The sequence below is a fragment of the Streptomyces sp. NPDC048142 genome (genome assembly GCF_043202835.1).
Classification (GTDB): domain Bacteria; phylum Actinomycetota; class Actinomycetes; order Streptomycetales; family Streptomycetaceae; genus Streptomyces.
Window position 1 is genome coordinate 67,867 of sequence record NZ_JBIDBC010000005.1, and the last position, 20,118, is coordinate 87,984.

Genomic DNA, 20,118 nt, shown 5'->3' on the forward strand with positions numbered 1-20,118 from the left:
CGGGAGATTCCCGGCCATGCGTCCGCCGACGGCGGCGTACCGATGACAACCCGCCGCGCACTGCCTCCCATCCGGACTTTCACCGTCGGTCCAGGAATTTCACCTGGTCAACCGGCCGCTGGCTGCGGACGGGTCGCGGACTGTAACCGCCGGTTCGGAATTGCACCGACCCCGGAGTGCGCTGCTATTGGTACGGAACCAGTCTGCCACGGACGTCTCACGGCCATGCGGGTGAGCGCTGTGGGCTGGGTCACAGGCGTATGGCGCATACCCGTCGGCGGGAAATCGACAGAAAAGTTGACCGCTGTAGGTCCAGACCTATTGACGCACTGGTCTAGTCCTCTTAATCTCTGCGTCACCTCCGAAGGTTCGGTCCCACGGTGTGCGCACGCCAGGACCCGACACGACCCACCCCTTTTGCCAGTTGTGTTCTGCCGACCTCCCCAGGAGGAACGACCACATGCTGTCCCCCACCCGAGCGAGAGCCACCCTGCTCGCCGCCGGCGCCGCCGTCGCCGGACTGCTGATGACCTCCCTTGCCGCCACCCCGTCGGCGGCCGCCACCGACCACGAGTCCTGTCGCCCCGACGGCCTCTACCAGACCCCCGGTGTCGACACCCCCTACTGCACCGTCTACGACTCCGACGGACGCGAGAAGATGGGCGACGACCACCAGCGCCGCGTCATCGGATACTTCACCAACTGGCGTACCGGCAAGGACGGCAAGGACGCCTACCTCGTCCCGGACATCCCGTGGGACAAGGTCACCCACCTCAACTACGCCTTCGCGCACGTCGACGGGTCCAACAAGCTCTCGGTCGGCCCCGACAGCGCCGACAACGCCTCCACCGGCATGACCTGGCCCGGCGTCGCAGGCGCGGAGATGGACCCGGCGCTCCCCTACAAGGGGCATTTCAACCTGCTGACGAAGTACAAGAAGCAGCACCCGAACGTGAAGACCCTGGTCTCCGTGGGCGGCTGGGCCGAGACCGGCGGCTACTTCGCCCCCGACGGCGAGCGCGTCGACTCGGGCGGCTTCTACTCGATGGCGACCAACGCCGACGGGTCGGTCAACCAGGCGGGCATCGACACCTTCGCCGACTCGGCCGTCGACTTCATCAAGAAGTACGGTTTCAACGGCGTCGACATCGACTACGAGTACGCGACCACGATGAAGGACGCGGGCAACCCGCTGGACCACACACTGTCCAACGGCCGCCGCGCCGGGCTGGTCAAGGGCTACGACGCCCTGATGAAGACGCTGCGCGAGAAGCTCGACCACGCGGGCGCGGCCGACGGCAAGCACTACCTGCTGACCGTCGCCGCCCCCTCCTCCGGCTACCTGCTGCGGGGCATGGAGACGTACCAGATGCAGAAGTACCTGGACTACGTCAACATCATGTCCTACGACCTGCACGGCGCCTGGAACGAGTACGTCGGCCCGAACGCCTCCCTGTTCGACGACGGCAAGGACGCCGAACTGGCGCAGGCGGGCGTGTACTCCACCTCGCAGTACGGCGGCACCGGCTACCTCAACACCGACTGGGCCTACCACTACTTCCGCGGCTCGATGCCGGCCGGCCGGATCAACATCGGCCTGCCGTACTACACCCGCGGCTTCAAGAACGTCCAGGGCGGCACCGACGGTCTGTGGGGCAAGGCGGCCACCACCGACTGCCCGGCGGGCGCGGGGCTGACCAAGTGCGGTGACGGCGCGGTCGGCATCGACAACCTGTGGCACGACAAGGACACCGACGGCAAGGAATCGCCCGCCGGCTCCAACCCGATGTGGCACGCGAAGAACCTGGAGAAGGGCATCGTCGGCGATTACGTCACCGACTACGGCTTCCCCGCGGACACCCGGCTGACCGGCACGTACACGCGCAAGTACGACTCCACGCTGGTCGCCCCGTGGCTGTGGAACGCCCAGAAGAAGGTGTTCCTCTCCACCGAGGACGAGCAGTCGGTGAAGGCCAAGGCCGACTACGTCGTGGACAAGGGCATCGGCGGCACGATGATCTGGGAGCTGGCGGGCGACTACCGGTGGAACGCCGCCAAGGGCCAGTACGAGACCGGCTCCACGCTGACCACCGCGATGTACGACGCGTTCAAGTCGGCCGCCCCGTACGGAGCGAAGCGTTCCACGATCGACCTGCCGGCCGAGGCCGTGAACATCGACGTCTCCTTCGGACAGTTCCCGCTGGGCGACTCCAACTACCCGATCAGCCCCAAGCTGAAGATCACCAACCGGACCCAGGCCACGCTGCCCGGCGGCACGGAGTTCCAGTTCGACTACTCCACCTCCGCCCCGTCCAACGCCAAGGACCAGTCCGGCTTCGGTACGACGATCATCCGCAGCGACCACACGGCGGCCGACAACATCGGCGGCCTCAAGGGCGACTACAACCGCGTCTCGCTGAAGCTCCCGGCATGGCAGACGCTCGCACCCGGCGCCTCGGTGGAGCTGGACTTCGTCTACTACCTGCCCACCTCCACCCCGTCGAACTGGACCGTGACCTTCGACGGGAAGTCCTACTCCCTCGCCGGTGACCTGGCCCGCGGCACCACCGTGGTCGAGCCCGGCACCGGGACCGACCCGACGCCGACCCCGGACCCGACCGACCCCACCCCGACCCCGACCCCGACTCCGACGGAGCCGGGCGGCAGTTGCTCGGCCGAGGCCTGGAACGCGACCACGGAGTACGGCGGCGGCTCCACCGTCAGCCACGACGGCCACGAGTGGAAGGCCTCGTGGTGGACGAAGGGCGAGACGCCCGGCTCCACCGGCGAGTGGGGCGTCTGGAAGGACCTCGGCGCCTGCTGATCCTTCCTCCGGCCGTCCGGGGCTGGTCCTTCCTCCGGCCATCCGGCGGTGAGCGGATCGCCCCCGTTCGCCGCCGGAAAGCCCCTGGGGCCTGTCCATGGGACAGGCCCCAGGGGCTTTCCGGCGTACCGGACCCTGGCGACGACCGGGCGGCGGGGTCCCTCATCGAGGCGGCGAAGCGGGCCGGGACGCCGCGTCTTCTCCACCTCTCGGTCGTCGGCGTGGACCGGCTGCCGCTGGGCCGCAGGCGTCGGGTGGTACCGGTCCGGCCGGCGGGCAAGGCGTACGCGGGCTACCGGCGCGGCGACCACCCTGCGCCCGAACACGCCGTGGGAACCGTGACGTTCGAGGAGTTCCCCGACCGCCGCCACCGCCACCCGGCCTGAGCCCGCGCGACCTGGCCGCCTGCGGGTCAACGGAATCCTCGCGGCGGCCCGGTCAGCCCTCCGGGGCGAACAGCGCGTCCTGCGCCGCGTCCCGGGCGGCGATCAGCGCGCCGCGCAGCACGGCCCCGTCGCCCAGCGAACCGGCGCGGACCTCGGTGCGCAGGGGGGACATCGCGGCCAGCCGCTCCTCGACCCGGGCGGCGAGCGCGTCCCCGCCCGCATGGCCGACGGCCCCCGCGAGCAGGACGCAGCCCGGGTCGAGCACCGAGGCCACGGCGGCGGCGCCGATGGCGAGGCGGTCCACCAGCTCCTTCAGGAAGGGCGCGCCCGCCTCCCCCGCCGCCAGCGCGGTCCGCACCGCGTCCACGGCCGCAGCCTCCTCCCGGCCGTCGGTCACGGCGCCCAGGTCCACGAGTCCGTGCCCGGCGGCGAGTTCGCACAGCGCGCCCGATCCGGCCAGCGAGTGGAAGCCGCCGTCGCAGTTGACCGCCGAGGGCAGCCCGCTCACCCCGGGGACGGGGAGGAAGCCGATCTCCCCCGCGCCGCCGGACGCCCCCTGGCGCAGCTTGCCGTCCAGCATCACGGCGGCCCCGATGCCCTGGCCGAGCCAGAGCAGGACGAAGGTCTCCCGGTCGTGGGCGGCGCCCTCCCGGTGTTCCGCGACGGCCGCGAGGTTGGTCTCGTTCTCCACCAGGACGGTGGCGGGAAGCCGCCGCTGAAGTTCCCGGACCAGGCCCCGGTGCCAGGCGGGCAGGCCGGCGCTGTCGCGCAGTTCGCCGGTGACGGGGTCGATCAGCCCGGGGGCGCCGACGCCGACGCTGTGCAGCGGTACGGATCCGGCCGCGCGGGCGGTGCGCTCCAGCAGGGCGGCGGCCTGCTCGACGGCGGGCCCGGTGCCGGTGCCGCCGTCGATGGGCAGGGAGCCCTCGGCGAGGGTGGCGCCCAGCAGATCGGTGACGACCACGCCGACACTTCCCAGCCGTACGTCGAGCGCCGCGAGGTGGGCCCGGTCGGCGACGATCCCGTACAGCTTGGCGTTGGGTCCGCGGCGGACGGCCCCGGACTCGCCCACCACCCGGATCAGCCCGGCCCCCCGGAGCCGCTCGACGAGGTCGGCGACGGTGGGGCGGGAGAGTCCGGTCAGCGTCTTGAGCTGGGTGGCCGTCAGCGGGCCGTCCTGCTGGAGCAGCCGCAGCGCGAGCCGGTCGTTGATGGCCCGAGCCGTGCTCGGTGATGCGGGCATACCGGGATCCTTCCAGATCGCCTCCCCGTGGTTCTCCGGGGCCGCGAGATAACAGCTATTTATCAGGCATGGTTCCTGATAGTTTACGCCCGCACCGTCGCACGGGAGCGTCGGGGCAGTCGGTATCCGAGAATTCCCAGGGGAGGGACACGACGGCATGACGAACGACTCGACCGTCACGGTCTGCAGCACGGAACAGGTGAGGCGGGCGCGGATCGCCGTCGCCGCGGTCTTCACCGTGCACGGGGCGGTGACCGGCAGCTTCGCGACCCGGGTGCCGTGGATCCAGGATCACGCCGGGGTGAGCGCCGGCCAGCTCGGCCTGGCGCTGGCCTTCCCGGCGATCGGCGCGTCGGTCGCGATGCCGCCGGCCGGCCGGATCAGCCACCGGTTCGGGGCGCGGACCGCCCTGCGGGGGCTCCTGGCGCTGTGGACGCTGGCACTGGTCCTGCCCGCCCTCGCGCCGAGCCTGGTCACTCTGTGCGCGGCACTGTTCGTCTACGGGGCGACGGCGGGGATGTCCGACGTCGCGATGAACGCGCTGGGCGTCGAGGTGGAGAACCGTCTCGACAAGTCGATCATGTCGGGCCTGCACGGCATGTGGAGCGTGGGGGCGCTGATCGGTTCGGCGGCGGGCACGGTCGCCGCCCACACCGGGACCGACGCCCGTCTCCACCACGTCATCGCCGCTCTGGTGCTCACGGCGGTGGGGCTGATCGCCTGCCGGGGCGTGCTCGATCTCCAGAGCGGCCCGGAGGAGGAGCCGCCGCCTCGTTTCACGCTGCCGCCGAGGTCGGCCCTGGTCATCGGGGCGATCGGATTCTGTGCGGTGTTCGCCGAGGGGGCGAGCCTGGACTGGTCCGCGGTGTACCTGCGGGACGTTCTGGGCAGCTCCGACGGCATCGCGGCGGCGTCCACCACGGCGTTCGCCCTGACGATGGCGGTGGCGCGGATCGCCGGGGACCGGATCGTCGACCGGTTCGGCGCGGTCCGCACGGTGCGGACCGGCGGACTGCTGGCCACCGCGGGCGGGCTGCTGGTCGTGTTCTCGTCCTCCCCGGCGGCCGCCCTGTGCGGCTTCGGGCTGCTGGGTCTCGGCGTGGCGGTCGTGGTCCCGCTGGCCTTCGCCGCGGCGGGGCGCAGCGGACCGAACCCGAGCCAGGCCATCGCGGGCGTCGCCACCATCACGTACACCTCCGGTCTGATCGCCCCCTCCGCGATCGGCTCGCTGGCCGAGGCGACCTCGCTGGTGGTGTCGTTCGGCGTGGTGACGGCGCTGGCCTTCGGCCTGGTGCTGGGCGCCGGTGTGCTGCGGTCGGCCGACCGGAAGGCCGCCGCCCCGGCGGCCGGCGACGGTGCGACGGCGAAGAGCGCCGCCGGGAGCTGACCCGGCCGGGCACCCGGGGAAACCGCGTACCGCGGGGGCGTACGGCTGCGGGAACGCGTTTACGGCGCCGGGAACGCGGTGCGACGGCGTGCGCGCGAGCGGCACGGCGCCGGGATCGCGGTGCGGCGGCGTGCGGCGGGTGACCTCCGCGCGGCCGCCGTACGCGGCACCACTACCATGGCGCTGAACTTTTCCGCAGGTGAACACCGCATACCGGGTCGCAGACCGGCCGGCACACCGAGCAGACCTTCAGGGAGCAATCATGAGCCTCGGCGTGCGCTGGACCATGCACGGCGACGGGAAGACACCCGCGCCCGGGGCGGTGGTGCGCCCCGACGAGCGGCTCTCCTGGCCCCGTACGTTCGGACTCGGCGCACAGCATGTGGTGGCGATGTTCGGGGCGTCGTTCGTCGCGCCGGTCCTGATGGGCCTCGACCCGAACCTCGCGATCATGATGTCCGGCGTCGCGACCGCGATCTTCCTGCTGGCGACCAAGGGCCGGGTGCCGAGCTATCTGGGCTGCTCGCTCTCCTTCGTCGGCGTCGCGGCCACCATCCGGGCGAGCGGCGGCGATGCCGCCACCATCACGGGTGCGGTGTTCGTGGTCGCGGTGGCCCTGTTCCTCGTGGGGCTCGCCGTGCAGCGGTTCGGCGCGCGGATCATCCACGCGGCGATGCCGCCGGTGGTGACGGGCGCGGTCGTGATGCTGATCGGCTTCAACCTGGCGCCGGTGACCGCGTCGACGTACTGGCCGCAGGACCAGTGGACGGCGCTGGCGGTGATGCTGTTCACCGGCCTCGCCGTGGTGTGCCTGCGCGGTTTCCTCTCCCGGATCGCGATCTTCCTGGGGCTGGTCTTCGGGTACGCGCTGTCCTGGGTCCTGGACCTGGCCTTCGGCAAGATCCACTCCCCGGCGGGCGGCGCGGAGGCCGTCGACCACTGGCGTCTGGACCTGTCGGCGGTCGGCTCGGCGGACTGGATCGGGCTGCCGTCCTTCCACGCGCCGAGCTTCGAGTGGTCGGCGATCCTGGTGGCGCTGCCCGTGGTGATCGCGCTGGTCGCGGAGAACGCCGGGCATGTGAAGGCCGTGGGCGAGATGACCGGGGACTCGCTGGACGACAAGCTCGGCACCGCCATCGCGGCGGACGGCGCGGCCTCGATGCTCTCCACCGCCGTGGGCGGGCCGCCCAACACCACGTACTCCGAGAACATCGGCGTGATGGCCGCGACCCGTGTGTACTCCACCGCGGCGTACTGGGCGGCGGCCTGCTTCGCGCTGCTCTTCGGTCTGTGCCCCAAGTTCGGCGCGGTCGTCGCCGCGATCCCGGGCGGGGTGCTCGGCGGGATCACCGTGATCCTGTACGGGATGATCGGCCTGCTCGGCGCGCAGATCTGGCTCAACGGCCGGGTGGACCTGCGCAATCCGCTCAACCTGGTCCCGGCCGCGGCGGGCATCATCATCGGCGTCGGCGGGGTCAGCCTCAAGATCACCGACAACTTCGAGCTGGGCGGCATCGCGCTCGGCACGATCGTCGTGATCACCGGCTACCACGTGCTGCGGGCCTTCGCCCCGGCCCACCTCAAGACGCAGGAACCGCTGCTGGACTCCGGCACCTCCGCGTACGACGAGGACGCCACCGGGCCCGGGAAGTCCTGAGTCCGCTGTGAAGGAGCCCCGGCCGCCGGCGGATCAGCCGGTGGCCGGGGCGTGCCCTGCTCCGGGGTGAGGGAGCCCGCCGCGCCCGAGCCGCCGGCCGACTCCCCCGGCGGCTTCACCCGCGGGTACGCGTCGATCCGGGCTTCTCCGCTCCGCTTCGTCGGGGTCCGCCCGCCGGCGCCCGCTCGGCGCTGGGCGCGTACGCCCGGCACTGCTCCATCCCCTTTTCCGGCACCGCTGTTCGTCCGTTCCGATGAAACTCCGGCCGGTCGGCGCCGTGGCGAGCCCATGGCTGGGACGCTCCGCGCATGACGCAGATCGAGCAGTCCGCAGTCCCGGCCGGCACCGGCGCCCCGCCGACGTACGAGTCCCCCGTGATCGACCGTATGCGGGAACTGCGTTCCCGGTGGCCGTCCGGGGACGGGGTGGCGGTCTTCAACGACGCCTGTCTGGAGCTGGTCGAGAGGGTGGCTCCGGACCTCGGCAGGGGCGGCTTCGACGACCCGGAGGCCACCGCCCTGCTGGGCGTGCGCTGCGCGGAACGCTATCTGTCGGCCGTGGAGACGGCCACGGCGGGTGGCCGGCCGCCGGAGTGCTGGCGCCCGCTGCTGCAGTTCCGCCGCCATCCCGGCGTGCGCCCGGTGCAGTTCGCGCTGGGCGGCCTGCAGGCGCACATCGGGCACGACCTGGTCCTGGCGGTGGTGGACACCTGCCGTACGCTCGGCTGCGCTCCCCCGGACCTCGAAGGGGAGTTCGAGCGCGTGGGCGATCTCCTCGCGTTGCTGGAGGAGCGGATCCACGACGATCTGATGCCGGGCCCCGATCTGCTGGAGATCGCGGACCCGCTGACCCACCTGGTGAGTTCCTGGAGTCTGGAGCGGGCCCGCGAGGCGGCCTGGTCGGCGGCCCGGGTGCTCTGGCGGCTGCGCGGATTCCCCTCGCTGGCCGAGGAGTTCGCGCAGCGGACCGACGCGGGCGCGGGCCTGGTGGCGCGCTTCCTGCTCACGCCGTGCCGCTGACGCCCGCGTCGGTGTGTCGTCCTGCCGTTCGGCGCTCCGGGCCGGTCCCCCGCCCAGCACTCCGCTCCGTACTGCGCTCAGTCCTCCGGGAGTTCCACCGGGGCGATCTCGTCGAAGACGTCGCCGGGGCCGGGGTTGGTCGCGTCGGTCGCCCCGCCGAACTGGTGCATGACGCCCCACACGGCGTTCAGCGCGGTCTGCACGGCGCCCTCGGCCCAGCCTGCCGTCCAGGAGATGTCGTCGCCCGCGAGGAACAGACCCCGCTTGTCGGCGGGCAGCCGGTCCTGCATGAAGTGGGTGAACAGCCGCCGCTGGTAGCGGTAGTGGCCGGGCAGGTTCGCCTTGAACGCGCCCATGAACCAGGGCTCGTTCTCCCAGGAGACGGTGACCGGGTTGCCGATGATGTGGCTGCGGATGTCGACGTTCGGGTAGATCTCCCCGAGCGACTTGAGCATGACCTCCATGCGCTCCTTCGGGGAGAGCGGCAGCCACTTCAGGCTGTCGTCGCACCACGTGTAGGAGAGGCAGATGACGGCGGGCTTGTCCGGCCCGTCGTCCAGGAGGTACGTCCCCCGGGTCATCCGGTCGGTGAGCGTCATCGACATGGTGTCGCGGCCGGTGGTCTCGTCCTTGTCCAGCCAGAACGGCCGGTCGACCGGGACGAACAGCTTGGACGACTCCATGTAGTGGGTGCGCTCCATCGCCGTCCAGTGGTCGATCGGGAAGAGCGCGTCATCGCAGTCGATCTTGGAGAGCAGTAGCCAGGACTGGCCGGTGAAGACCGCGGCCCGGAAGGTGCGGATGTCTCCGGTGGCGTCGGTGACCGTGATCCGGTTGCCCGCGGTACGGGTCAGCCGGGTCACGGCAGGGCGCGGCTCGCCCTCGTGCAGGGAGGCCAGCGAGGTGCCGAGCGGCCAGTGGACGATCTTCTGCGGCTCACGGTCCCACAGGCGCAGCGGGAGCTGCTGGCTGCCGCCGACGATGCCGCGGTGGTGGTCGTCGGCCTCGGTGTAGACGACGCGCAGGATCTCCAGGATGGAGTTGGGGAAGTCGGTGTCCCAGCCGCCGGTGCCGAAGCCGACCTGGCCGAAGATCTCGCGGTGCCGGAAGGACTTGAAGGCTTCGGAGTCGCAGAGGAAGCCGTAGAAGGTCTGGTTGTCGAGCCGCTCGACGAGCTGCGACCAGATCTCCCGGATGCGCGGGACGTCGCGCTCGCGCAGCGCCCGGTTCATGTCGGAGAAGTCGGCGCCCTCCTCCAGACAGGCGTTCCAGGCCTCGGCCACGTCGCGGTAGACCTGCGGCAGATCGTCGATGGTCTCGGCGTAGTGCGACTCGCCCTTGAGGTCCACGACGGTCGAGGGCGTGGCCGGGGAGAGCGGGTTGGGGAAGGACCGGGTCTCAAGGCCCACCAGGTCGATGTAGTGCTGGAGCGCCGTCGAGGAGGGCGGGAAGCGCATCGCGCCCATCTCGGCGGTGAGCGAGGGGTCGCAGCCGTCGAAGCCGACGGTGCGCAGTCGGCCGCCGATCTGGTCGGCCTCGTAGACGACGGGCTTGAGGCCCATCTTCATCAGCTCGTACGCGGCGATGATCCCGGAGAGACCGCCGCCGATGACGGCGACCTCCTGGCCGTGCTCGGTCGCCGGTATCTGCCCGAGGCCCGCCGGGTGGGCGAGGAAGTCGTCGTACGCGTACGGGAAGTCCGGCCCGAACATCGTGATCGGCGGGGCGGCCGCGTCGGTGTGCTGGACGGCGTTGGGCACCGTGGACGTCATGGGGTACGGACTCCTTGCGCGGTACGGAAGAGAAGGCGGGGCGGGCTCGGGCCAGGGGGTGTCTGACCCATTCCGCGTGGATCAGCGGGCGTCGCCCGCCCACGCGGAATGGGTCAGACACTCCCGAGGGAGCCGTACAGACCGGGGCGGCGGTCGTGCAGATAGGGGTTGGCGGCGCGCGAGGCGGCCAGGAACTCCGGGTCCACGTCGCCGACGACGAGCTCCTCGCCGCGTCCGGCGCGGGTGCGCACGGTGCCGTCGGGCCCGGCCAGGCAGCTGAGCCCGACGAACTCGAACTCGCCTTCCGGGCCGGTGCGGTTGACGTACGCCACGTACATCTGGCTCTCGAAGGCCCGTACGGGGACGACGGATTCGGCGACGAACTGGAAGGGGTGCATCTGCGCGGTGGGCACCAGCAGCAGGTCGGTACCGGCCAGGGCGTGCGCCCGTACGTTCTCCGGGAACTCGACGTCGTAGCAGATCAGCAGGCCGATGCGGATGCCGTCGAGGTCGGCCTGGACGACGGTCTGCTCGCCGGGGGTGAACCACTCCTGCTCGAAGCAGCCGAAGAGGTGGGTCTTGCGGTAGTTCGCGAGCCGTGCGCCGTCGGGGCCGATGAGCTGGGAGGCGTTGAAGATCCGCTCCCCGTCGCGCTCCGGGTAGCCGTAGAGGACGGCGAGGCCATGGCGTACGGCGATCTCGGCGACGGCCTCGGCGCCGGGGCCGTCGGCGGGCTCGGCCAGTACGGGGACGGCGTCGCCGATGGCGTACCCGGTGAGGAACAGCTCGGGCGAGACCAGCAGGCGCGCTCCCGCGCCGGCGGCCCGTGCGGCGGCCTCGTCGAGCACCTTCAGGTTCTCGGCGACGGCGCCCGGACGTCCGGAGCTCTGGAGCAGGGCGGTGCGCAACGACGGCATGGCTGACCTCGGGCGATGCGGGCGGGGTGGGAGACGTATCGACGGTACGTGGGCCTGTTCGGCCCGGACAAGGCGCGAGTGTTGCGCGTCGACCGTTGATTCGTTGCGCGGGAAGGACAAGGCACGGCGAATCATTGCGTGGAGCGTCACCGCAGGTCAGCGGGGTGATGTGCACCACTGCACGCCGGGCGCCCGCTAGGCGTGTCCGGCCCCGCCGCACAGGTTGAAGATCAAGTCAGACCGGCGGCGCCTCCGCCGAATACCGCCGCAGCAGCGGCGAGAGCACCAGGACGGACTTGGTCCGCTCGACGTACGGCTCCCCCGCGATCCGCTCCAGGACCTGTTCGAAGTGGCGCATGTCGGCGGCGAAGACCTGCACCACCGCGTCCGCGTCGCCCGTGACGGTGGAGGCCGCGGCGATCTCCGGGTAGCGGGCGAGGCCCTGCTTGATCGCTTCCGGGGAGGTGTTGCGGCTGCAGTAGATCTCGATGAACCCCTCGGTCTCCCAGCCGAGCGCCGCCGGGTCGACCCGCACGGTGAAGCCGGTGATCGCGCCTTCGGCCCGCAGCCGGTCGACGCGGCGTTTCACGGCGGGGGCGGACAGGCCGATGAGCGCGCCGATGTCGGCGTAGGAGCGCCGGGCGTCTTCGGCGAGGGCGTGGACGATGCGTTCGTCGAGGTCGTTCAGGCGCACGTCGGGCGGTTCACTTCTCTGCGGTGGGTCGGCTTGCGGGAGGCGGCGTGTGCCGCCTCCCGCAGTAGACCATGAGCCGCCGTCGCGGGCAGGCCCGGCACAGTGGGGTGACCGGTCAGGACCGGCCGGAAGGTACTCGGAACGCGCCCGGAAGAGGACCGGAGGAGGATCTCAGAAGGGGAACCGCGAGCGGCCGTGCTGGATGGAGATCCACTTCTGGGTGGTGAAGGCGTCGATCATCGAGTCGCCGTTCAGCCGGCCGAGACCGGAGCTCTTCTCGCCGCCGAAGGGGACGATCGGCTCGTCGTGGATGGTGCCGTCGTTGATGTGGATCATGCCGGTGTGGATGCGCTGCCCGATCCGCACCCCGCGCTCGATGTCGCCGGTGTGGACGGCGCCGCTGAGTCCGTACGGGGTGTCGTTGGCGATGCGGACGGCCTCGTCCTCGCCGTCGAAGGGGATCAGCAGGGCGACCGGGCCGAAGATCTCCTGCTGCAGGACGGGCGAGTCGGCGGCGAGGCCGGTCAGCACGGAGGGGCTGACCAGGTTGCCGTCGGCGTGGCCGTGCAGGAGGGCCGTAGCGCCGGCCGCCACGGTCTGGTCGACGAGCTTGGAGACGGATTCGGCCTGCGAGGAGTTGATCAGCGGGCCGATCCGGGTGGCCGGGTCGGCGGGGTCGCCGACGGTGAGCGAGGCGACCTTGGCGACGAACTTCTCGGTGAACTCCGCCTCGACGGCACGGTCGACCAGGATGCGGTTGGCGGCCATGCAGACCTGGCCCTGGTGCACGTACCGGCTGAAGACCGCCGCGTCGACGGCGTAGTCCACATCGGCGTCGTCGAGCACGATCAGGGCGCTGTTGCCGCCGAGTTCGAGGACGGCGCGCTTGAGGTTCCGGGCGCAGACGGTGGCGACGTGGCGGCCGACCTTGTCCGAGCCGGTGAAGGAGATGACCTGCGGCACGGGGTGCTCCAGCAGGGTGTCGCCGATCTCCGCGATGTCGGTGATCACGACGTTCAGCAGCCCGGCGGGCAGCCCGGCGTCCTCGAAGATCCTGGCCAGCAGGGTGCCGCCGCAGATCGGGGTGTTCTGGTGCGGCTTGAGGACGACGGCGTTGCCGAGGGCCAGCGCGGGCGCGACGGACTTGAGGGAGAGCAGGAAGGGGAAGTTGAACGGGCTGATCACGCCGACGACCCCGACGGGCACCCGGTAGACGCGGTTCTCCTTGCCCTCGGTGGGCGAGGGGAGGATCTGTCCGGCGGGGCGCAGGGCCAGCTGGATCGCCTCGCGGAGGAACTCCTTCGCCAGGTGCAGTTCGAAGGCGGCCTTCAGCCGGGTGCCGCCGAGCTCGGCGACGATGGCATCGCCGATCTCCGGCTCGCGCTCCTCGACGAGGCGCAGCGCCTTCTCCAGGACGGCCCGCCTGCTGTACGGGTTGGTGTCCGCCCACGCCTGCTGGGCGCGCTCGGCGGCACGGTAGGCCTGGTCGACCTCGTCGGCGGTGGCGACCGGGATCGAGGCGAGCTTCTCCCCGTCGAACGGGTTGAAGTCGATGATGTCCCAGGACCCCTTCCCCGGCCTCCACTCGCCGTCGATGTACTGGTGGGCCAGGTCAGTGAAGAAGGACATGAGATCCCTTACCGCAGAGAGGCAGGCAGCTGAGTGCGCTTCATATTACTTATATTTCAACAGAGTTGAAGCGCACCCCCGGCCGGCTCCGGAAGCCCGGAAACGACCCCGCCCTCCCCGGTGCGAACTACCGGGGAGGGCGGGGTCGTTACGGTGAATCCGGGATCAACTCCAGCTGGCGTGCAGCGGCTTGCCCTCGGCGTAACCGGCGGCGCTCTGGACGCCGACGACCGCCTTCTCGGCGAACTCCGCGAGGGAGGCGGCACCGGCGTAGGTGCAGGAGGAGCGGACGCCCGCGATGATCGAGTCGATCAGGTCCTCGACGCCCGGACGGGTCGGGTCGAGGAACATCCGCGAGGTGGAGATGCCCTCCTCGAAGAGCGCCTTGCGGGCGCGGTCGTACGCGGACTCCTCCGAGGTGCGGTTCTTGACGGCGCGGGCCGAGGCCATCCCGAAGGACTCCTTGTAGAAGCGGCCGTCGGCGGACTGCTGGAGGTCGCCGGGCGACTCGTACGTGCCCGCGAACCAGGAGCCGATCATCACGTTGGACGCGCCGGCGGCGAGCGCCATCGCGACATCGCGCGGGTGCCGGACGCCACCGTCCGCCCAGACGTGCTTGCCGTGCTTCTTCGCCTCGGCGGCGCACTCCAGAACGGCGGAGAACTGCGGGCGGCCGACGCCGGTCATCATCCGGGTGGTGCACATGGCGCCGGGGCCGACGCCGACCTTGATGATGTCGGCGCCCGCCTCGATCAGGTCGCGCACGCCCTCGGCGGCGACGATGTTGCCCGCGACGATCGGCACCCGCGGGTCGAGCGCCCGGACGGCCCGGACCGCGCTGATCATGGATTCCTGGTGGCCGTGGGCGGTGTCCACGACGAGGACGTCGGCGCCCGCGTCCAGGAGCTGCTTGGCCTTGCCGGCCACGTCGCCGTTGATGCCGACGGCGGCCGCGATGCGCAGCTTGCCCTCGGCGTCGGTGGCGGGGGTGTAGAGCGTGGCGCGCAGGGCGGCCTTGCGGGTGAGTATGCCGACGAGGCGTCCCTGCGCGTCGACCGCGGGGGCGAGCTTGCGGTTGGCGCCGTCGAGCTTGTTGAAGGCGTCGCGCGGGTCGATGTCGGCGTCGAGCAGCACCAGGTCCTTGGACATGACCTCGGAGAGCTGGGTGAAGCGGTCGACGCCGGTGAGGTCGTGGTCGGTGACGACGCCCACGGGACGGCGGTCGGCGTCGACGACGACGCCCGCGCCGTGGGCGCGCTTGGGCAGCAGCGACAGCGCGTCGGCGACGGTCTGGCCGGGGGCCAGCTCGATCGGGGTGTCGAGGACGAGGTGGCGCGTCTTGACCCAGGAGATGACGTCGGCGACGACCTCGATCGGAATGTCCTGGGGGATGACGACGAGCCCGCCGCGGCGGGCGATGGTTTCGGCCATCCGGCGGCCCGCGATGGCGGTCATGTTGGCGACCACGAGCGGAATGGTGGTACCGGTTCCGTCGGGCGACGAGAGGTCCACACCCTGCCGGGAGCCGACCGCGGAGCGGCCCGGAACCATGAAGACGTCGTCGTACGTGAGGTCGTACGGGACCGCGGGGGACTCTGTGTAGCGACCGGTGCCCGGCTCAAGAAAGCGCATAACACTCATTTTTTCATACGAAACGGTGCAGGTCGTTTCCACGAAGACACAACAAAGGGCCCCCGCGTTCGTCCGTTCCTCCGAAGAGGGGGCCGGGGGCTCCGGGCAAGTGGGACCTGCCTTACCCACGGACCCTACCCGAACGGGATTCGAATCATTCGTGATCACCATCCCTGGACCGGGTGACAAGGGGTCAGGTAGCTTCAAACCCGCAGGTCTCGGGGTGTCCGAAGCGTCGATCGGGCTCGTCGGCAACCCTGGGCACACCGTTTGACCGGAGAGGATCCAGATCCGCCCGTGGACAGCGAACTGCCGGACATCTACTGCCCGTTCCCGCAGCGGACCAATCCGCACGTGGGACACACCCGGGGGCATCTGGACGCCTGGACCAGACGGACGGGTCTGGTCCACCGCGAGTCCGCGAGGAACCGATTCGAACAAGCCGATTTCGGGGCGTTCGTCGGCATGGTCTACCCGACCGCCGACGAGGACCACCTCGATCTGGTGGCCGACTGGTTCGTCTGGCTCTTCCTCGTCGACGACCAGCTCGACGACGGCCACCTCGGCCGTTCACCCGACCGGGTGAGAGACGTCGTCGACCGGATGCGCGCGGTGGTCGACGGCTCCGCCCCCGGGCCGCTGCCGGGGGAAGTGGTCCCGGCCGCCGTGACCGCCCTGGCCGACCTGTGGAAACGTACGACGCCGAACGCCGCCCCGCACTGGCGGACCCGGTTCGCCTGGCATCTGGTCACCTACCTCACGACCGCCACGTCCTGGGAGGCGGGAAACCGTGCCGCGGACGTGGTGCCGTCGGAGGACACGTACATCGCCAAGCGGCGGCACACCGGGGCCATCCACGTCTGCATGGACCTCATAGAGATCGTGGCGGGCATCGAGGCCCCGGAGTCGATCCACAACGACCCCCGCTTCATCACCGCCCTGGAAGCCGCGTGCAACCACGTGTGCTGGGCCAACGACGTGTACTCCTTCGAGAAGGAGCAGGTGCTCGGCGAGATCCACAACCTCGTCCACCTGGTCCGCCACCACCGGGGCTTCGGGGAGCAGCAGGCGCTGGACCACGTCGCGGAGCGCCTCGCGATGGAGACCGAACGGTTCCTGACCGCCGAGGACGAGCTGCTGGAGCTGTATCCGGAGCTGTCCGGGCTGCTGGTCCCCTATCTCGACGGGATGCGGAGCTGGATGCGCGGCAACCTGGACTGGTCGCGCCGGACCCCGCGGTACAACCCCGCCGACGTGGGCCAGTACAAGGAACCCGAGGAGTATCTGGAGGAGACCGTGCTGGGCGTCCCGCCCGCGCGCACCGAGGCCGCCGCCTCCGCTCCGTGCGCCGCCGAGGTGCCACCGGCCGGCTGAACGCGGGTCGACACGGGCCAGGACGTACGCGGGGCCGCGCACCGGATGCGGTGCGCGGCCCTCAGCGTGTTCCGGGCGGTGTCACTCCCCGTCGGGGTCGGCCCGCTCCAGTGCCGGGCGAGTGCCCGCGGCGGACTCGGTGAGCAGATAGTCGGCCGCTGCGGTGTCCGTGACCAGGCTGGTGACCAGGCCGGAGCGCAGCACCGCGCCGATCGCCGCCGCCTTGCGCTGACCGCCCGCGATCGCGACCACCTCGGGGATCCGGCGCAGCCGGTCCGCCTCCACGGTGATGCAGCGCTCCCCGAGGTCGCGGCCGACCCGGCGGCCGTCGGAGTCGAAGAGGTGCGCGGACATCTCGGCGGCGACGCCGAGCGAGGCGTAATGGGCGCGCTCCGCGTCCGAGAGCATGTCGTGGACCGTGGAGATGCCCGGCTCCCAGGAGCCGATGGAGACGGCGGCGACCGTCACCTTGTCGAAGTACTCGAAGGCGCGGGCGATGCCCGTCTGGTCGCGCAGCGCGGCGGCCGTCGCGGGATCGGGCAGCAGCATCGGGGCGTAGATGGGGTGCGCCTCGCCGCCGGACACCTGGGCGGCCCGGCGGACCGCCTCGACCGAGCCGCGCTCGGCGGTGCCCGCGTCGTAGACGCCGGTCAGCTGGACGACCGTGCACGGCGGGAGCCGGTCGAGGGCGGCCGCCATGTGGATGGTGGAGCGGCCCCAGGCCAGGCCGAGCACATCGCCCTCGGCCACCAGCTCGCCGAGGAGGTCGGCCGCGACCTCACCCAGGTTCTCCGGGTCGGGGGCGTCCTCCTGCTCCTCGGCCGGGGACTCGACGACGACCGCGTGCCGCAGCCCGTAGCGGGCGCGCAGGGCGTCGGAGCGTTCGGCGTCCAGCTCGGCCGGCACCCGGATCTCGATGCGTACGAGATCACGCTCCAGGGCCGTCTCCAGGACCCGGGCCACCTTGAAGCGGCTCACGCCGAACTCCTCGGCGATCTGGATCTTGGACTTGCCCTCCAGGTAGAACCGGCGGGCCATGGCCGCCGCCTGCACCAGCTCCGCGGGTCCCATCCGCATGGCTGACCGACCCGCCGAGATGCCAGACACCGCGATCTCCTCACTGCTGTTCACACACCCGATACGCCGTTCATCCTGTCAGATCCGGCGATCCTTGATCGGCCCTGTCGGACCGCGTTCATCTGCCCTTGGTTCAGTGGTCGCATGCCCAGGGGGCGACGGCCGTGACCGCGTCCGCCCGCGCCCGCAGCTCCCGCACCGCCGCCGCCGGGTCCGCCGCTCCGTAGACCGCGGATCCGGCCACGAAGACGTCGGCGCCGGCCTCGGCGCACCGCTCGATGGTGGTGGCTGAGACCCCGCCGTCGATCTGGAGCCACAGTTCGAGGCCGTGCTTGTCGATCAGCTGCCGGGTACGGCGGATCTTCGGCAGCATGATGTCCAGGAAGGCCTGGCCGCCGAAGCCCGGCTCGACCGTCATGATCAGCAGCATGTCCAGCTCGGGGAGCAGGTCCTCGTACGGCTCGATGGGCGTCGCGGGCTTGAGCGCCATCGAGGCGCGCGCCCCCTTGGCCCGGATCTCCCGCGCCAGGCGCACCGGAGCCGCCGCGGCCTCCGCGTGGAAGGTGACGGAACCCGCTCCGGCCTCCACATAACCCGGGGCCCAGCGGTCCGGGTCCTCGATCATGAGGTGGCAGTCCAGCGGGGTGTCCGTGGCCTTGCTGAGCGCTTCGACGATCGGCACGCCGAGGGTCAGGTTGGGCACGAAGTGGTTGTCCATGACATCGACGTGGAGCCAGTCCGCGCCTTCGACGGCCTTCGCCTCCTCGGCGAGACGCGCGAAATCGGCGGACAGGATGCTGGGGTTGATCTGCGCCATGCCCCAAGCCTGCCACGTCTCCCGCCGGTTCCCCGCCTCGATGCGCTCCGAAGCCACACACAGCCATCACAGTTCGCACATTCTGGGCATTTTGCCAGCGCTTTGCTGTTTTTCGCTGTTCACCGGGGACGGGATCCAGCCGGTACGGGCGGGCCCGCGCGACGGTCAGCCGCTCCGCGTGAGCCCGCCCGACGGATCAGCCGGTCCGGCGCAGCAGCGCCAGGTACATCGCGTCCGTGCCGTGCAGATGCGGCCAGAGCTGCACGTCCGGCCCGTCGCCGAGAGCGGGCACTGCGGGCATCAGCGGGCGGGCGTCGATCCACTCCGCCTCCACCGGCTCCCCGCCCCGGCCCTTGAGGACGTCCTCGACCACCACCCGGGTCTCCGCGAGGTGCGGCGAGCAGGTCGCGTAGCCGACCACGCCGCCGATCCGCACCGCCTTCAACGCCTCGCGGAGCAGACCGCGCTGGAGCGGGGCGAAGCCTTCCAGGTCCTCGGGCCGCCGCCGCCAGCGGGACTCCGGGCGGCGCCGCAGCGCGCCCAGGCCGGAGCAGGGCACGTCCATCAGGATCCGGTCGAACGTGCCGGGCAGCCACGGCGGGCGGGTGCCGTCCGCCGTGATCACCTGGTACGGGCCGGGGTTGCCGGCGAGCGTCCGCTCGACCAGCCGGGCGCGGTGCGGCTGCTTCTCGGCGGCGAGCAGGGTGGCGCCCCGCCCGGCGGCGAGCGCCGCAAGCAGGGCGGCCTTGCCACCGGGGCCCGCACAGCCGTCCAGCCAGCGGGTGTCACGGCCCTCGACGGGTGCGGCGGCCAGGGCGGCGGCGACGAGCTGGCTGCCCTCGTCCTGGACGCCCGCCCGGCCCTCCTGGACGGCCTCCAGCGCGCCGGGCTCGCCGCCCTCGGCCATCCGGACGGCGTACGGGGACCAGCGGCCCGGCAGGGAGTTGTCCTCGCCCAGGGCCTTGACCAGCTCGTCGGTGGTGGAGCGGCCGGGACGGGCCGCCAGCGTCACCTCGGGCCGCTCGTTGTCGGCTTCGAGGAGGTCCTCGATGCCCGCCCGGCCGCCGCCCAGCGCGTCCCAGAGGGCGGAGACGATCCAGCGGGGGTGGGAGTGCACGACGGACAGGTGGCCCTCGGCGTCCTCGTCGTACGCCGGGGCGACCTTCTCCACCCAGCCGTCGAGGTCGTGCGCGGTGACCTTGCGCAGCACCGCGTTGACGAACTTCGCGCGCCCCTCCCCCAGCACCACCCGGGCCAGCTCCACACTGGCGGAGACGGCCGCGTGGGTGGGGATGCGGGTGCCGAGCAGCTGGTGGACGCCCATGTTGAGGACGTCGAGGACCGGCGGGTCGACCTCGCGCAGCGGCCGGTCGATGCAGGCCGCCACGATCGCGTCGTAGGTGCCCTGGCGGCGCAGCGTCCCGTAGACCAGCTCCGTAGCCAGCGCCGCGTCCCGGCCGTCGAAGTCACCCTTGGCGCGGGCCTTCTTCAGCAGCGGGGGCAGCACGAGGTTGGCGTACGCGTCTCGCTCGTCCACGGCCCGGAGCGCCTCGAAGGCGAGGAAACGGACCGGGTCCTTCTGCGGACGGCGGTGGGGCTTGGCGGGACGGCGACGCGGCTGGTCGTTCACGTGAAAGGTGCTCCGCTGATGGTGAGAGGTGCGAACCCTCCCAGCGTACGTCGCCGTCCC

At 71.4% G+C, this 20,118-nt stretch carries 15 protein-coding genes and 1 riboswitch; of the genes, 6 read left to right on the forward strand and 9 right to left on the reverse strand.

Going from position 1 to position 20,118, the window contains the following annotated elements:
• Window positions 1-53 precede the first annotated feature (53 nt).
• Window positions 54-184: riboswitch (FMN riboswitch) on the reverse strand.
• Window positions 185-460: 276 nt separating this feature from the next.
• On the forward strand, window positions 461-2,824 hold the full coding sequence (locus ACGF2Y_RS09020; RefSeq protein WP_392944405.1) for a chitinase C-terminal domain-containing protein: 2,364 nt from the start codon (window positions 461-463) through the stop codon (window positions 2,822-2,824).
• 221 nt (window positions 2,825-3,045) lie between these two features.
• Window positions 3,046-3,210, forward strand: coding sequence for a hypothetical protein (locus tag ACGF2Y_RS09025; protein WP_392944407.1), 165 nt, complete (start codon window positions 3,046-3,048; stop codon window positions 3,208-3,210).
• Between the two features lie 52 nt (window positions 3,211-3,262).
• On the opposite strand, the gene ACGF2Y_RS09030 is transcribed toward ACGF2Y_RS09025, so the two are convergent.
• A complete protein-coding gene (locus ACGF2Y_RS09030) occupies window positions 3,263-4,453 on the reverse strand; it encodes an ROK family protein (RefSeq protein WP_392944409.1) in 1,191 nt (396 codons plus the stop codon).
• A gap of 157 nt (window positions 4,454-4,610) precedes the next feature.
• Here ACGF2Y_RS09030 and ACGF2Y_RS09035 point away from each other — a divergent pair, with 157 nt between their 5' ends.
• The 3 genes from ACGF2Y_RS09035 (at window position 4,611) to ACGF2Y_RS09045 (ending at window position 8,516) form a co-directional block, all read left to right on the forward strand.
• Window positions 4,611-5,840: an MFS transporter gene (locus ACGF2Y_RS09035; protein WP_392944411.1), complete on the forward strand. Its 1,230-nt coding sequence runs from the start codon at window positions 4,611-4,613 to the stop codon at window positions 5,838-5,840.
• A gap of 262 nt (window positions 5,841-6,102) precedes the next feature.
• Window positions 6,103-7,497 carry a uracil-xanthine permease family protein gene (locus ACGF2Y_RS09040; protein WP_392944413.1) on the forward strand — a complete coding sequence of 465 codons (1,395 nt, stop codon included), beginning with the start codon at window positions 6,103-6,105 and terminating at the stop codon, window positions 7,495-7,497.
• A gap of 308 nt (window positions 7,498-7,805) precedes the next feature.
• Window positions 7,806-8,516 (forward strand): DUF5995 family protein, encoded by a 711-nt coding sequence (locus ACGF2Y_RS09045; protein WP_392944415.1) that lies wholly within the window; start codon window positions 7,806-7,808, stop codon window positions 8,514-8,516.
• 77 nt (window positions 8,517-8,593) lie between these two features.
• Here ACGF2Y_RS09045 and ACGF2Y_RS09050 read toward each other — a convergent pair whose 3' ends face one another.
• The 5 genes from ACGF2Y_RS09050 to ACGF2Y_RS09070 form a co-directional block, all read right to left on the reverse strand.
• Entirely contained in the window at window positions 8,594-10,288 is a 1,695-nt protein-coding gene (locus tag ACGF2Y_RS09050; protein ID WP_392944417.1) for a flavin monoamine oxidase family protein, read from the reverse strand.
• Window positions 10,289-10,401: 113 nt separating this feature from the next.
• On the reverse strand, window positions 10,402-11,205 hold the full coding sequence (locus ACGF2Y_RS09055; RefSeq protein ID WP_392944418.1) for a carbon-nitrogen hydrolase family protein: 804 nt from the start codon (window positions 11,203-11,205) through the stop codon (window positions 10,402-10,404).
• Between the two features lie 235 nt (window positions 11,206-11,440).
• The gene (locus ACGF2Y_RS09060) at window positions 11,441-11,899 is read right to left on the reverse strand and encodes an Lrp/AsnC family transcriptional regulator (protein WP_030584164.1); all 459 of its coding nucleotides are present in this window, start codon (window positions 11,897-11,899) and stop codon (window positions 11,441-11,443) included.
• Between the two features lie 171 nt (window positions 11,900-12,070).
• The gene (locus ACGF2Y_RS09065) at window positions 12,071-13,528 is read right to left on the reverse strand and encodes an aldehyde dehydrogenase family protein (RefSeq protein ID WP_392944420.1); all 1,458 of its coding nucleotides are present in this window, start codon (window positions 13,526-13,528) and stop codon (window positions 12,071-12,073) included.
• A 165-nt stretch (window positions 13,529-13,693) separates the two neighbouring features.
• Window positions 13,694-15,160, reverse strand: a complete 1,467-nt coding sequence (locus ACGF2Y_RS09070) for a GuaB1 family IMP dehydrogenase-related protein (protein ID WP_392944422.1) — start codon at window positions 15,158-15,160, stop codon at window positions 13,694-13,696.
• A 297-nt stretch (window positions 15,161-15,457) separates the two neighbouring features.
• On the opposite strand from ACGF2Y_RS09070, the gene ACGF2Y_RS09075 reads away from it, so the two are divergent.
• Window positions 15,458-16,534 (forward strand): terpene cyclase, encoded by a 1,077-nt coding sequence (locus ACGF2Y_RS09075; RefSeq protein ID WP_392944424.1) that lies wholly within the window; start codon window positions 15,458-15,460, stop codon window positions 16,532-16,534.
• Window positions 16,535-16,615: 81 nt separating this feature from the next.
• Here the strand turns inward: ACGF2Y_RS09075 and ACGF2Y_RS09080 are convergent, their stop codons facing one another.
• The 3 genes from ACGF2Y_RS09080 to ACGF2Y_RS09090 form a co-directional block, all read right to left on the reverse strand.
• Complete coding sequence (locus ACGF2Y_RS09080; RefSeq protein WP_030584156.1) at window positions 16,616-17,611, reverse strand: sugar-binding transcriptional regulator; 996 nt, start codon at window positions 17,609-17,611, stop codon at window positions 16,616-16,618.
• A gap of 133 nt (window positions 17,612-17,744) precedes the next feature.
• On the reverse strand, window positions 17,745-18,428 hold the full coding sequence (rpe, locus tag ACGF2Y_RS09085) for a ribulose-phosphate 3-epimerase (RefSeq protein WP_392944426.1): 684 nt from the start codon (window positions 18,426-18,428) through the stop codon (window positions 17,745-17,747).
• A gap of 196 nt (window positions 18,429-18,624) precedes the next feature.
• Window positions 18,625-20,058, reverse strand: coding sequence for an RsmB/NOP family class I SAM-dependent RNA methyltransferase (locus tag ACGF2Y_RS09090; protein ID WP_392944428.1), 1,434 nt, complete (start codon window positions 20,056-20,058; stop codon window positions 18,625-18,627).
• Window positions 20,059-20,118 lie beyond the last annotated feature (60 nt).

Excerpts from the sequence above, each read along its gene's own strand:
- ACGF2Y_RS09020 (WP_392944405.1), top strand. The coding sequence starts at position 461 with ATGCTGTCCCCCACCCGAGCGAGAGCCACCCTGCTCGCCGCCGGCGCC.
- ACGF2Y_RS09030 (WP_392944409.1), bottom strand. The coding sequence starts at position 4,453 with ATGCCCGCATCACCGAGCACGGCTCGGGCCATCAACGACCGGCTCGCG.
- ACGF2Y_RS09035 (WP_392944411.1), top strand. The coding sequence starts at position 4,611 with ATGACGAACGACTCGACCGTCACGGTCTGCAGCACGGAACAGGTGAGG.
- ACGF2Y_RS09040 (WP_392944413.1), top strand. The coding sequence starts at position 6,103 with ATGAGCCTCGGCGTGCGCTGGACCATGCACGGCGACGGGAAGACACCC.
- ACGF2Y_RS09045 (WP_392944415.1), top strand. The coding sequence starts at position 7,806 with ATGACGCAGATCGAGCAGTCCGCAGTCCCGGCCGGCACCGGCGCCCCG.
- ACGF2Y_RS09050 (WP_392944417.1), bottom strand. The coding sequence starts at position 10,288 with ATGACGTCCACGGTGCCCAACGCCGTCCAGCACACCGACGCGGCCGCC.
- ACGF2Y_RS09055 (WP_392944418.1), bottom strand. The coding sequence starts at position 11,205 with ATGCCGTCGTTGCGCACCGCCCTGCTCCAGAGCTCCGGACGTCCGGGC.
- ACGF2Y_RS09065 (WP_392944420.1), bottom strand. The coding sequence starts at position 13,528 with ATGTCCTTCTTCACTGACCTGGCCCACCAGTACATCGACGGCGAGTGG.
- ACGF2Y_RS09070 (WP_392944422.1), bottom strand. The coding sequence starts at position 15,160 with ATGCGCTTTCTTGAGCCGGGCACCGGTCGCTACACAGAGTCCCCCGCG.
- ACGF2Y_RS09080 (WP_030584156.1), bottom strand. The coding sequence starts at position 17,611 with ATGCGGATGGGACCCGCGGAGCTGGTGCAGGCGGCGGCCATGGCCCGC.
- rpe (WP_392944426.1), bottom strand. The coding sequence starts at position 18,428 with ATGGCGCAGATCAACCCCAGCATCCTGTCCGCCGATTTCGCGCGTCTC.